Source organism: Pseudomonas fluorescens (assembly GCF_030344995.1).
Taxonomy (GTDB): domain Bacteria; phylum Pseudomonadota; class Gammaproteobacteria; order Pseudomonadales; family Pseudomonadaceae; genus Aquipseudomonas; species Aquipseudomonas fluorescens_BF.
In genome coordinates this window covers 2877706-2891160 of the sequence record NZ_CP128260.1, presented here as the reverse complement: position 1 = coordinate 2891160, position 13455 = coordinate 2877706, and the positions used below count along the sequence as shown (strand labels likewise).

The 13455-nt window shown below is 62.9% G+C and carries 11 protein-coding genes; 5 read left to right on the top strand and 6 right to left on the bottom strand.

The annotated features are described in order from the left end of the window. The first annotated feature begins 44 nt into the window (after positions 1 to 44). Entirely contained in the window at positions 45 to 1259 is a 1215-nt protein-coding gene (locus tag QR290_RS13000; RefSeq protein WP_007958541.1) for an MFS transporter, read from the top strand. Between the two features lie 46 nt (positions 1260 to 1305). Here the strand turns inward: QR290_RS13000 and QR290_RS12995 are convergent, their stop codons facing one another. From QR290_RS12995 to QR290_RS12980, 4 genes are all read right to left on the bottom strand, one after another. Next, the gene (locus QR290_RS12995; RefSeq protein ID WP_007958540.1) at positions 1306 to 2082 is read right to left on the bottom strand and encodes an alpha/beta fold hydrolase; all 777 of its coding nucleotides are present in this window, start codon (positions 2080 to 2082) and stop codon (positions 1306 to 1308) included. 24 nt (positions 2083 to 2106) lie between these two features. Further along, positions 2107 to 2616 (bottom strand): cytochrome P460 family protein, encoded by a 510-nt coding sequence (locus QR290_RS12990; protein WP_007958539.1) that lies wholly within the window; start codon positions 2614 to 2616, stop codon positions 2107 to 2109. 24 nt (positions 2617 to 2640) lie between these two features. Continuing rightward, entirely contained in the window at positions 2641 to 3684 is a 1044-nt protein-coding gene (locus tag QR290_RS12985) for an alpha/beta fold hydrolase (protein WP_007958538.1), read from the bottom strand. Between the two features lie 71 nt (positions 3685 to 3755). After that, complete coding sequence (locus QR290_RS12980) at positions 3756 to 5090, bottom strand: epoxide hydrolase family protein (RefSeq protein ID WP_289205110.1); 1335 nt, start codon at positions 5088 to 5090, stop codon at positions 3756 to 3758. 215 nt (positions 5091 to 5305) lie between these two features. Here QR290_RS12980 and QR290_RS12975 point away from each other — a divergent pair, with 215 nt between their 5' ends. Further along, positions 5306 to 6535: an MFS transporter gene (locus tag QR290_RS12975; RefSeq protein ID WP_289205109.1), complete on the top strand. Its 1230-nt coding sequence runs from the start codon at positions 5306 to 5308 to the stop codon at positions 6533 to 6535. Here the strand turns inward: QR290_RS12975 and QR290_RS12970 are convergent. Further along, the gene (locus QR290_RS12970; RefSeq protein WP_289205108.1) at positions 6522 to 7487 is read right to left on the bottom strand and encodes a quinone oxidoreductase family protein; all 966 of its coding nucleotides are present in this window, start codon (positions 7485 to 7487) and stop codon (positions 6522 to 6524) included. The genes QR290_RS12975 and QR290_RS12970 overlap by 14 nt on opposite strands. 339 nt (positions 7488 to 7826) lie before the next feature. Between QR290_RS12970 and QR290_RS12965 the strand changes: the two genes are divergently transcribed. From QR290_RS12965 to QR290_RS12955, 3 genes are all read left to right on the top strand, one after another. Further along, complete coding sequence (locus QR290_RS12965; RefSeq protein WP_289205107.1) at positions 7827 to 9431, top strand: PAS domain-containing sensor histidine kinase; 1605 nt, start codon at positions 7827 to 7829, stop codon at positions 9429 to 9431. Continuing rightward, positions 9431 to 9802, top strand: coding sequence for a response regulator (locus QR290_RS12960; protein WP_039771030.1), 372 nt, complete (start codon positions 9431 to 9433; stop codon positions 9800 to 9802). Before QR290_RS12965 ends, QR290_RS12960 begins: the two co-directional genes overlap by 1 nt. A 78-nt stretch (positions 9803 to 9880) precedes the next feature. Then, a complete protein-coding gene (locus tag QR290_RS12955) occupies positions 9881 to 10495 on the top strand; it encodes a response regulator transcription factor (RefSeq protein ID WP_007958532.1) in 615 nt (204 codons plus the stop codon). Here QR290_RS12955 and QR290_RS12950 read toward each other — a convergent pair. Continuing rightward, positions 10482 to 13364 carry an ATP-binding protein gene (locus QR290_RS12950; protein WP_007958531.1) on the bottom strand — a complete coding sequence of 961 codons (2883 nt, stop codon included), beginning with the start codon at positions 13362 to 13364 and terminating at the stop codon, positions 10482 to 10484. The genes QR290_RS12955 and QR290_RS12950 overlap by 14 nt on opposite strands. Positions 13365 to 13455: the final 91 nt, after the last annotated feature.

Genomic DNA, 13455 nt, shown 5'->3' with positions numbered 1-13455 from the left:
CATTGTTAGCCTTGCGCTCATTGTTCATCAATGAGGCCTTCCCCATGGCAATCACCCGCAATCTCTCCGGCCACCAGCAGAGCGTCACGGCGGTGATCGGCCTGCTGATCCTGTCCATCGCCCTGCGTCCGCCGATCATTTCGGTGGGGCCGATTCTGTTGCTGATCCAGCAGCACTTCCAGTTGAGCTACACCCAGGCCGCGCTGCTGACTTCAATTCCCGACATCTGCATGGGCGTGTTCGCGCTGGTGGTTCCGAGCCTGGCCCGACGCTACGGGATCGATCGCAGTGTGGTGGTCGCACTGACGTTGTTGGGCGCCTCGACCTTGCTGCGGGCAATCTCGCCGAATGCATTTTTCCTGCTCGGCAGTACGTTCTTCGCCAGCATCGGCATTGCGGTTGCCGGCGCGATGACCGGCGCGTGGATCAAGACCCACTTTGCGCAACGCCCGGCACTGTTCATGGGCATCTACGCCGGTGGCCTGAGTCTGGGAGCGACTCTCGCGGCGGTGCTCAGCGCGCCGATTGCCGAGCTGGCGCAGGACTGGCGGGTCAGCGCCGGGTTCTGGAGCGTGCTGTGCCTCACCGCCATCGCCAGTTGGGTATGGATGGCGCGGCGTTTTACGACCCCGGTGCCAGCGGTGAAATCGCCGTCGAACCAGAGCAAACGCCTGCCCTGGGGCAATCCGCAGGCGTGGCTGATCGCGTTGAATTTCGGTGCCGGTCAATTCGTGGTCTACGCCCTCTTCGCCTGGATGGCGCCAGCGTCGGTGGAAGCGGCTACATCGAGTGTTTCCCCGGGCGTCCTGCTGGGCATTTTTACGGCGGTGTTCGCCGTGGCCAGCGTGGGTGCGGGGCTGATTCCGGGCAAGGCCCACGACCGGCGCGGTTTGCTCGGGCTGTCGGCGTTGCTGGCCCTGCTCGGGGTGGGCGGCATGGCGTTCCTGCCAGCGTACTGGCCGATGCTCTACGTGGTGCTCGCGGCCATCGGCCTGGGCATGGGTTTCACCGTGGCCATGACCTTGCCGCTGGATCACGCCAGCACCAGCGAACAGGCCGGATTGTGGACGGTGTTCATGTTGTTCATCGGTTACCTGATCGCCGCGCTCGGGCCGCTGCTGTTCGGTGCCCTGCGCGAATACGCCGGACACTATGGCCCGGCGTACACCTTGCTGTTCGCGGTACTGCTGTTGATGCTCGGCATCACCCCCCTGCTCAGACTGGCACCGGCAACATCGCCGCAGGTGTCCGTTGCCTGAGCCGGGGGTGACCGACCTGCGACGCGCCTCGGCACGTCGCAGGCTTTCAGTTAGCCGCAGCGGCCTTTTCAATCAGCCGCGCCACCGGTGCCGGGTTCGACACCATCACCACGTGAGAGCCGCCCTTGACCACTTCAACCGCCTTGGCATCTGCACGCTTGGCCATGAACGCCATCGCCTGAGGCGGGATGTTCTTGTCCTTGTCGCCGTAGATGTACCACGACGGAATGTGCTTCCAGGCCGGCGTGCCGGACTGCTCGTTCAGCGCCGCTTCGGTGACCGGGCGCTGGGTCGCGGCCATCAGGGCCGCTTGTGCAGCGGGGACGTCAGCGGCGAACTGGTCGTGGAACTTGCTCTGCTGGATATACAAGTCCTTGCCGCCATCGGCCAGCGCAACGGGTGGCGCCAGCGTTGGCCCGAGGGTGCTGCCGGGAAACTTGCCGGCCAGCCCGGCGACGGTTTCACCGGCTTCGGGGGCAAAGGCGCTGACATACACCAGCGCTTTGACATTGGCATGATCGTTTGCCGCATCACTGATGACGTTGCCGCCATAGGAGTGACCGACCAGCACCACCGGCGACTGGATGCTGCTCAGCAACGCCGATACCGCCGCGCCATCGCTTTTGACGCCGCGCAACGGGTTGGCGGCGGCGATCACCGTGTAGCCATCCTTCTCGAGAATCTTCGCCACGCCGTTCCAGCTCGATGCGTCGGCAAACGCGCCGTGCACCAGCACGACCGTGGGTTTGGCGGTTTGGGCGAAGGCATTGGCACCCAGGCACAGGCCAACGGCAATGCTCAGTGCAGTCAGTGTTTTTTTCATTTGGATGTTCCTCGTATGACGGATTCAGGGGGCGTATCGGGTGAAGACAAAATCGTGGTTCTGCACCCGCGCCTGATGGCAGGCAAAGCAGGTCTGGTGCTGGGCTTCATCGGCGGGTTTGCCGTTGATGAACCGGCCGAATCCCCAGCCACCGGTCGAAGCGTATTTGCGCGAGTCCTTGACCATCACCTGAACGGTGGTGGCCGCCCCCGGAATCGAGGCCGGCTCGAACTCCGGCGACTGCACGTGCTTCCACGCCAGCTTCACCAGCACCGTTCCGTCGGGAAACGGCAGCGTCTTGCTCTGGTAAGCCTTGATCGCCCGGTCATTGCCCAGCACCGCACGCAGTTCATCCAGCGGCGCGGCTTCCTGGGCCGGGGCAATCAGCGCCCACTGGCGATAGTTTTTCGGCAGTTTCACGCCGTAGATCGGCGAGGCATCGCCGTCATCGGCCTCGCCCAACGCGACACCGGTGGCCGCCAGTGCCGCGAGCGCAATGGCCGCCGGCAACACGGCCCAATGGTTGAGTTTCATCGTCGGATCCCCTCAGGCCAGCAGTCAGAGATGATCGGCATCGATCACCGCCTGAGCGAACGCCTGTGGCGCTTCCTGCGGCAGGTTGTGGCCGATGCCGCCGCTGATCAGCCGATACTCGTATTTGCCGGTGAAGCGTTTGGCGTAGGCCTCGGCCGGTGGGTGCGGCGCACCGTTGGCGTCGCCTTCGAGGGTGATGGTCGGCACGCCGATGGAGGGGAATGCCGCCAGTTTTTTCTCCAGCGGATCGTATTGCGCTTCCCCTTTGATCAGGCCCAGGCGCCAGCGGTAGTTGAAGATCGACACGGCGACGTGATCCGGATTCTGCAACGCGGCGGCGCTGCGGTCGTAGGTCGCGTCGTCGAAGCTCCACTTCGGCGAGGCCAGTTGCCAGATCAGTTTGGCGAAGTCATGGGTGTTCTTTTCGTAACCCAGACGGCCGCGCTCGGTCGCGAAGTAGAACTGATACCACCACTGCAACTCTGCAGCCGGCGGCAGCGGCGTCTTGCCGGCGTCCTGGCTGCCGATCAGGTAACCGCTCACCGCCACCAGTGCCTTCACCCGCTCGGGCCAGAGCGCCGCGACGATGTCGGCGGTGCGCGCGCCCCAGTCGTAGCCGCCAAGTACGGCCTGCTTGATCTTCAGGGCGTCCATGAAGTCGATCAGATCTTTCGCCAGCGCCGCCGGCTGTCCGTTGCGCACGGTTTTGGCAGACAGGAAACGCGTGTCGCCATAGCCGCGCGCGTAAGGAATCAGCACCCGATAGCCCTTCTGCGCCAGTGCCGGTGCCACGTCGGTGTAGCTGTGAATGTCGTAGGGCCAGCCGTGCAGCAGGATGACCACCGGACCGTCGGCGGGCCCGACTTCGGCGTAGGACACGTCCAGCAATCCGGCCTTGACGTGTTTCAGCGCGCCGAACGAAACATTGGTGCCGGCGGTAATGGCGTCGATCTTGCCGGCGGGCACTTCGGCTGCGTTTGCGTATGCCGAGGTAATGCCCAGCGCAAGCGCCAGCATCGAAACGGCGAGCACGCGCCGGGATTGAGTTACAGCGTTAGAGTCAGTCATGCCGAGTCTCCCTCGTGAACCGCCGGGCGGTGGTTCCGGGCTTGGGGTTGAAGTGCTTGCGGATTGAAGGACTAGCGCACTGCCTGAGCAGCGGTTTTCTGCGCATCAGCACGCAGTGGCCGGAAGGCTTCGCGCAGTTCTTCGCTGAACAGTTGCGGTTGCTCCCATGCTGCGAAGTGACCGCCCTTGCTGACTTCGCTGAAGTAGGCCAGCGATGGATAGGCGCGTTGCGACCAGACTTTCGGCGCGCGGTAGATTTCGTGGGGGAACACGGTGATCGCCACCGGCACCTTGATGTCGGCGGTCTTCTGCGCAGCGGCGCTGAAGTTATTGTTGTTGTTTTCCCAGTAGAAACGGGAGGACGACGCCCCGCTGTCGGTCAGCCAGTAGAGGCTGATGTCATCGAGCATTTCATCACGGCTCAGGACTTTCTCGGGCTGACCGTCACTGTCGGTCCACGCGGCGAATTTTTCATACATCCACGCGGCCGTGCCGGCGGGCGAGTCGGCCAGCAGATAACCGATGGTCTGCGGACGGGTCACCATCATTGCGCCGTAGGCGGCGTTGCGGCCGAAGAACTGGCTGAGCGAATTGAAGGCCGTCACCTCCGGCGCGGTCAGCCCGGCCGGGGCCGGGTCGCCGCTGTTGATCGGTTTGACCAGTTCCGGCGGCACGGTGGCCGGCATGTTCAGGTGGATGCCCAGCAAACCGGGCGGCGCCAGACGACCCAGTGCGTCGGAAATCACCGAACCATGATCGCCGCCCTGGGACACGTAATGGCTGTAGCCCAGACGCTTCATCAATACATCCCAGGCCTTCGCCACCCGGTCAGGGCCCCAGCCGAGCTCGGTCGGTTTGCCGGAAAATCCATGGCCGGGAATCGACGGGATCACCACATCGAACGAGTCCTCGACCTTGCCGCCGTACGCCACGGGATCGGTCAGCGGGCCGATGGTCTTGAGAAATTCGAACTGCGAACCCGGCCAGCCGTGGGTGAGGATCAGCGGCATCGCATTGGGATTGCGCGAACGCACATGGATGAACTGGATGTCGACGCCGTCGATGGTGGTCACGAACTCCGGCAAGGCATTGAGCTTCGCTTCGGCCTTGCGCCAGTCATAGCCATTGCCCCAGTACTTGACCAGTGCTTCGACCTGCGCCAGTTGCACACCCTGAGACACGTCGCTGACCGTTTCCTTGTCCGGCCAGCGGGTGTCGGCGATGCGTTTGCGCAGGTCGCTCAACTTCGCTTCGTCCACATGGATGGTGTAAGGGCGAATGGCTTGCGACGGATCCGCAGCCCAGACGCCGCTGCTGCCCGCGAGTACGGCAAGGCCGAGCACACCGCCCCTGATGGATGACGCCAGGCAATGGCGCCAGGTAAGACCGGACGAAAGCGCAACCATGATGGATCTCCTTGTAGTCATTATTCGAAAGGCATCGCCAATCGGATCAGACCACTGGGCTGGCACCGGGGCGATTACACGATGGTGTCGGTCGATACCTTGGTATGACGCGCTGCCTGGCGCGCAAAATCGCGCTCGAATTCCGCAGCGGTTAACGGGCAGAATGCGGCGGGGAAACGGCCCATTTGAATGACAAAACGGAACAAGGATTGCGGATGCGTGGGGAAACAGCGCTCGAACGCCTGAGCGGCACGCCATCAACCACTTCGCAGTGGTGGGTGATCGGGTTGTGCATGCTGTTCAACGTGATCGACGGGCTGGACGTCATGGCCATGGCCTTCACCGCCAGCCGGGTTGCGGCGGAGTGGGCGTTGAACGGCGCGCAACTGGGCCTGTTGTTAAGCGCAAGCCTGGTCGGGATGGCGCTCGGTTCGCTGCTCGCCGCGCCCAGGGCCGACCGCTTCGGGCGCAGGCCGTTACTGCTCGCCGGCCTGCTGCTCAGTGGCCTGGGTATGTTGCTGTCGTTCTGGAGTCCGGATCATCACGTGCTGATGTTCCTGCGTCTGCTGACCGGCATCGGCACCGGGGCGGTGCTGGTGGGGGCGAACGTGCTGACGTTCGAACACGCCAGCCCGCAGCGGCGCAATCTGGCCATCGCGTTGCAATCCCTCGCCTTTGCCATGGGCGCGAGTCTGGGCGGAATGCTAGCCCATGTATTGAATGATTTGATGGGCTGGCGGTATGTCTTTCTCGCTGGTGGATGCATCACGCTGGCGGCAGCGTTGGCCGGTGTTTTCTGGCTGCGAGAGTCGCCGTCATTCCTGGCACTTGAACACCACGCGCCTGTCGCTTCAGCGTCGCCTGATAACGCCAGCCGACCATTTTCGCCCGGTCAACGGCAACGGACCACATCGTTGGCGCTGGCACTCTTTCTGCTGATGTTCTGCTTTTACTTCGTCATGAGCTGGACGCCGAGTCTGCTGGTCCACAACGGTTTTACCGATCAGCAAGGCGCCCGGATCGGGGTGTTGCTGGCGTTTGGGGGCATGCTCGGTGCCCTGCTGCTGGGACTGGCGGCCAATCGTTTCGGCTGCCGGCGATTGTTGTCGGGTTTTCTGCTGCTCAACGCAGCACTGCTGCCACTGATGGTGCCGGCCTCGCACGTACCCGGCCTGGCGGCACTCGTGGCCGTCACCCTTGGCCTGATGCTCAATGGTGCAGTGGCCGCCCTGTATGTTCTGGCCCCGCAGGCGTTCTGCACCTCGGTACGTACGACCGGCGTCGGTGTGGTGCTGGCGATGGGGCGTCTGGGGGCGATCATTTCGCCGGTGGTTGCCGGTTTTCTGCTGGACGCCGGATGGACCGCGCAACACCTGTTCACGTTTTTCTCCGTTAGCCAGGTCTTGGCGGCCCTGCTGATCTGGCGTGGCACTAAGGGACGATGATCAGCTTGCCCGTCGTATTGCGCGACTCGATATCACGATGGGCCTGTTGCGCGTCGTCCAGTGAATAACGCTGGCCGATAAAGGTTTTCAGTTTGCCCGTGCTGACCCACGCGAACAGTTGCCGGGACTTTTCCAGCAGCACTTCGCGATTGCGCACGTAGTGCATGACCGAGGGATACGTCAGTTTGATGCTGCGCGGGACGCTGAAGATATCGATCGGCGGGATCGGGTTCATGAACGGCCCGTACAAGGCCAGGGTGCCGAAATAATCCAGCAGTTCCAGCGAGTCGGCGAAGCCCTCCGCCCCCGTGCCGTCGTACACCACATTGACCCGCTGGCCGTCGGTCAGGCGCAGGACCTGTCCGGCAATATTGTGCGCCCGCCCGATCACCACATAGTCCGCCCCGGCCGCGAGCACCGCCTCCACTTTGTCGGCGTGGGACACCCGGCCGATGACCTTGCCGCCCCGCAGTTTGATCAACTGGGTCAGCATCAACCCCACGCCTCCCGCCGCCGCATGCACGAAGGCCACATCGCCCGGCTGGATTGCATGGACCTTGTCCACCAGATTGCTGGCGGTCAGACCCTGCATCATCAGGCTGGCGGCGGTGGCGAAGTCGATCTCATCGGGCAACGGCACCAACTGGCTGACCGGGGCGATCACCTGTTCGGCGTAGCTGCCCGGCACGTAATGCCAGGCCACGCGATCACCGACTCCGAACTCCGTCACCTGCGGGCCGGCGGCCAGAACGATGCCGGCACCTTCCGCACCCGGCGTCAGCGGCAACTCCCAGGCAGCGCCGAGCCCGCGCCGCACACCGGTGTCCATGAAATTGATACCCGCCGCCATGACCTTGACCAAGACTTGTCCGGGCCCCGGTTCTGCCAGTTGAATGTCTTGCACCGTCAAGACTTCGGGCCCGCCAAAGGCCTGAATGACCACTGCTTTCATAATGTTCTGCCCTGTTACAGGGACGACCTGTCCTGCTGCCTTTGCGATGGCAGGAACGCGGACGTCACGTTGTCTTCATTCAATCGTCGGAGGACGTTGAAACCAGGGCCAAGACTGCGCGGCGGATGTATCCACGCGGTTTCGCGAAGCGGGCGCTATGCATGCTTGTATGGCTGGAGGGGTCGTAGATACAGTGCCTTACAAAAGCAGCACCGTGATGCCCGTCGTAGTGTGTGATGGCGGCCGATATTCGCGACGGGCGACACCAAAGTATGATGGGCGAGCGCCATCCGAAGGCGCATCTTTGTTCAACGGTGACTGCACACAATGAGAATCGGTATGACGAACGAGCAGGAGCGCGTCATCGAGGACGCTTCAGGCCGCGTGGACGACGCGGTCATGCCAGCGCCGGGAGTCGAAGCCATCATCGACAGCATCCCGGCCATGGTCGCCTTCATGACGCCTTCCGGTGAGCTGGAACAGGTCAACCGGCAAATCATGGACTACATCGGCGCCCCGCTCCACGAACTGAAAAAATGGCAGGCCAGCGAAACAGTACACCCGGACGACCTGCCCTCGGTCATCGCCGCGTGGATGCATTCGGTCGACACCGGCGCGCCCTATGAAATCGAGCATCGCATCCGTCGCGCCGACGGTGTCTATCGCTGGTTTCATGTGCGCGGCCTGCCGATCAGAGACAGCGAAGGCGCCATTACGCGCTGGTGCGTGCTGCAGGTCGATATCGATGAGCGCCGGCGGGACAAAGTGCTGATCGCCAATGCCCTTGCCGAAGTCAGTGCGTCGGAAGAACGTCTGCGCGGGATCATCGATGCCGTTCCCGGGTTTGTCTGGAGCGCTTCGCCTGAAGGCAGCGTCGGTTTCGTCAATCAACGCTGGTGCGATTACACCGGCATGTCCCTCGAACAGGCCTGCGGCCATGGCTGGACGGCGTCTATCCACCCGGACGACGCACCGGGCCTGGCGGTTTATTGGCAAGGGATTCTGCAATCGGGCAACGCCGGTGAGTACGAGGCCCGGCTGAAACGGTTCGACGGCGTTTACCGCTGGTTTCTGATCCGCGCCGTGCCCCAGCGCGATGACACGGGAAAGCTCGTGCGCTGGTACGGCGAGAACACCGACATCGAAGACCGCAAGCGGGCGGAGGTCCTCTTGAGCAAGGCGCGCTCGGAACTGACGCACCTGGCCAGAGTCGCCAGCCTCGGCGCGGTCACGGCGTCGATTGCCCACGAGGTCAATCAACCGCTGGCCGGCATCATCACCAACGCCAGTACCTGCCTGCGCATGCTCGGTGCGGATCCGCCGAATGTCGATGGCGCCAGGGAAACCGCGCGCCGCACCATTCGCGACGGTAACCGCGCGGCCGATGTGATCAATCGACTGCGGGCGCTGTTCTCGAAGAAAAGCATCACCATTGAAGACGTCAATCTGAATGACGCGGCACGGGAAGTCATCGCCATGCTGCTGGGCGAACTACAACGCAACGGCGTGGTGCTGCACCCGCAATTTGCCGAGGCCCTGCCGCTGGTCAGGGGTGACCGCGTCCAGCTTCAGCAGGTGATCCTCAACCTGATCATGAATGCCGCCGAGGCCATGAGTGCGATCCACGGACGGCCCCGGCAATTGATCGTCAGCACTGGTCTTGCGCCGGACGAGAGCGTTTACCTGGCGGTGAAGGACAGCGGCAACGGCGTCGATCCGCAGGACATCGAGCGCATCTTCAATGCTTTCTACACCACCAAAAGCTCGGGCATGGGCGTCGGCCTGTCCATCAGTCGCTCGATCATCGAGCGCCACGACGGCAAACTCTGGGCCAGCGCCAACGACGGCCCGGGCGCGACGTTTACCTTTGCCATCCCGAATTCGACGGACTTGCCGCAAACCGCTAACCGCGACCTCACCGATCGCACCGTGGAGAATGATTGATGGGTACGCATTTGCTCGTATCGGTGGTCGATGACGACGAATCGGTTCGTGAATCACTGCCTGACCTGATCAAGGAATTCGGCTTTGCCGTGCAGGCATTTGCCTCGGCGCAGGCGTTTCTGGCATCGCCCTATCTGGACCTGACGCATTGCCTGATTCTCGACGTGGCCATGCCCGGCATGTCGGGCCCGGATCTGCAACGGGAGCTGCTGCGCCGTGACTATCGCATTCCGGTAATTTTCATCACCGCTCACGGCGACGCCAGCGAACAGGCAAAGCTGCTGAACAGTGGCGCGGTCGAGTGCCTGTTCAAACCGTTCAGCGAAGCCCAATTGCTCAAGGCCCTGAGCGCCGCCCTGCCCCTCGACTGAGCGTGAAGCCGACCAGAACAAGGAATCGACATGTTGAACGCGAACAACGCAATCGCCCCTTCCCGTGGAGCATTACCGATGAGTGATGTCACGCCCGTCGTATTCGTTGTCGATGACGACATTTCCGTGCGCGAGTCGCTGGAGCTGATGATCCGCTTCGCCGGATGGCAGCCACGGCTGTTCGAGTCCGCGCAGGATTTTCTCGACGCGCCCCGGGCGCTGGTGCCCAGTTGTCTGGTGCTGGACATCAACCTGCCCGACCTGAGCGGCCTCGATCTGCAGACCGCCCTTGCCGATGAACGCCACAACATGCCGATCATTTTCATCACCGGCTACGGCGATATTCCGCGCACGGTACGGGCCTTGAAGGCCGGCGCGGTGGAGTTTCTGACCAAACCGTTCAACGACGAAGTGATCCTCACAGCGATGGCCGATGCGCTGCAAAGCAGTCGCATGGCGCTGGAGGGAGAAAAGAACCTGCGCTCACTGCTCGAGGCGTACAAGACCCTGACGCCGCGCGAGCAGGAGATCATGGCTTCGGTGGTCAGCGGGCGGCTGAACAAACTGATTGCCGCTGACCTCAACATCAGCGAAATCACCGTCAAGGCCCATCGCGGCAAGGTGATGCGCAAGATGAAGGCCCGTTCGCTGGCGGACCTGGTGAAAATGGCCGCCCTGATTACGCCGGCGTGACCGGCAGGCTCTGCCAGAAACTTTCCAGCCGACGCAGATCAAGGCTGTCGAAGCCTTCCGAAGCCCGCTCGCGGCAAGCACCGAGCAACGTCCGGGCCTGATCCGGTTGACCCTGTTCAAGCCAGAACCGGGCCAGATCCATCGATGACCGCAACTCCCACGCCCGGGCGCCCTGCTCTCGGCTCAGCGCAATGGAATCCTCAAGAACCGCCAGCATGGCCTGAACATCATCGGCCTGGATGACCTTGAGAATACCGGCCTTGATTCGCAGCAACTCTGGCAGTGCAAAGGCATCACCGCTTCGCCGGCAGTGATCGATGGTGCCGTCGACCAGGGTCAGTGCCTTGGGGTGTTGGCCCACCAGCATCAGGCCTTCGGCCAGTGCGATTTCGAATGAGGTCGTGAGCAGTTCGTAACGCATGCCCCGCAACCGCGCCAGACTTTCTTCCAGCATGGCGACTGCTTCCCCCGGCTCTTCGGCGCGGATGGCGATCGCCGCGCGCAACCCGTGGCAGGCGGCAATGTAGGGGCCGAGAGCGTTGGTTTCGGCGATGGCGCTGAACCGCTCGAGGCTCGCGGTGGCCTTCGCCAGATCACCGGTCCAGATATAGATGCACAAGATCCAGACCATGGCGATGCAGTAGGTGACCGGATGCTGCAGCGCCGAGGCTTCGGCCTCTATCTGCTCGGCCCAACGCCGCGCCTGATCGGGATAGCCCTGCAGCCAGAGTGAACGCGCCAGCGCCAGCCCCGTGCGATTGCGGTGATCGAAGCCGTAGTAAATCGTGTTGCTGGGATGGGACGGCAAGCTGTTGCGCAGCGAGCTTTCCAGTTCCTGGCGGGCCAGACGCTGATTGCCGAGCAGATGATGGGAGATGCCGGTCAGCGATGAAGCAATCGCGATGGCGGCGGGCTCGTTGAGGATGTTGCCGACCACCGCTGCCTGCTCTGCCCAGGCCAGCGACGAAGGGAAATCACCGATGCGCTCGTAGAAGATCTGCAAGCGGCCCAGCAGTCGCAATTGTGAGCCGTAGTCGTTCAGCGCGACGGCAATATCCTGCGCCCGAAGCAAGGCTTTTTCGGCGGCTTCACTGTTGCCTCGGGTGAACATCAGCACCAGACCGAGCGCGGCTTGCAGTTCCATTTCGGTGGGCGTGCCGTAGTACCCCAGCTCCAGCAGTTCCACCGCCCGGGAACACCAGGTGCGGCACTCGACCAGCAATGAAAAATGCAGGAACAACGGCGCACTCGCGGCCGCCAGCGGCAACGCCAGCCCCGGATCACCCTGGGGGCCGAAGCTCCATTCCAGCGCACCACGAACGTTGCCCAACTGGCTGGCCAGACGCGCCGAATGACGGAAAATTTCTTCGGGCGAAGTCCCCAGATGCCCGAGCAGGTCCATGTAAAACGCCGCGTGCCGGAACGCCAGCGCATTGACTTCGGTCTCGCCTCGCGCCGTCAATTTCTCCCGGGCGTAGGCGCGCGTCATCTCCAGCAAGCGATACGAATCCGTCGAGTCGCTGTGATCGACCGTGACCAGTCCCTTGCACACCAGATCATCGAGGATCGCGGCCGCCGTGGCGCTTTCGTGTTGCGATTCGGCAACCACCTGAGCGGCAGCTTCCTGGGAGAACGGCCCGATGAACACCGAAAACCGCTCCAGCGCCAGACGCTCTTGCGGCGACAGCAGGCCATAACTCCAGTCGAGCATGGCGCGCAGTGTCTGATGGCGCGGCACGGCAGTTCTGAGCCCCGACCAGCCCAGCGAAAAACGCTCGCCGAGCAGCGCGTGGGTGGCCTTCAATCCGTGGCTGGCGACCCGCATCGCCGCCAGTTCGATCGGCAGCGCCATGCCCTCCAGCCGCTGGCAAATGTCCGCAATCATTTGCCCTCCGTCCGCTTCCAGCAGCAACGCAGCATTGCTCGAAGACGCACGTTCGACAAACAGCTTGATGGCCGGGAATGCCAGCAGTTCCTCAACGGAAAGGTGTTGCGGCTCACGGGGAAATTCCAGCGGATTGAGCCAGTGCACGTATTCGCCACGTACCCGCAGCGGTTCGCGACTGGTGGCCAGAACACCAACATCCGGCGCGGTATCGCTGATCTGTTCCAGAAGGGTCGATACCGCGTCGATCAGGTGTTCGCAGTTGTCGATCACCAGCATCAACCGCTGTTCACGCAAATGCGCGAGCAGGACAAACATCGGGTCTTCCGCCTGCACCGGGATGTCCAGTGATCGGGCCAGTGCCGACGGCACCAGCGCGCAGTCTTCCACTTGCGCCAGATCGACGAAGCTGACGCGCTCATAGCCCTGGGCGGCGATGCGGTGCGCCACCTCGATGGCCAGGCTGGTCTTGCCGACGCCGCCGGGGCCGACGATGGTGAACAACCTCGGTTGCTGCATGTGGTCAATGACCAGTTGCAGATCGGTTTCGCGGCCGATCAGTCTGGCCCGGGGCGGCAGACTGCACACGCCCTCGATGGCTCGGGTCACGATGGGCGCCGGTTGAACAGCGGTCTGTTTTCTTTCCAGCGGCGCAACAAAGGCATAACCCACGCCCACCTGGGTCGCGATGTAACGCGCCTGCTCCTCACCATCGCCGAGAATCCGCCGCAGCCCAGTCATATGAAAGCGCAGGCTGCCTTCGGCCACCACGCTGTCGGGCCACACCTTGTCGATCAGGTCGTACTTGGACAGCACCCGTCCCGGTTGCTCAAGCAAGGCGATCAACAGGTCCAGCGCCCGCCCGCCGATCTCGACCGCCACCCCGTTGCGGGTCAGCAGCCGTTTGCCTGGAACGACGCAGAAAGGACCGAAAATGAATTGGGTCGTGAGGGATTCGTGCAATGCGTCCGGAAAAGACTCCACGAGGATCGATCTCTCTAAAAAACGTAGGGGGCGGCACCGGTTACAGACAGCCGGCGCAGGCCCTTTGCATCATAGAAGTTTTGCACCGCCG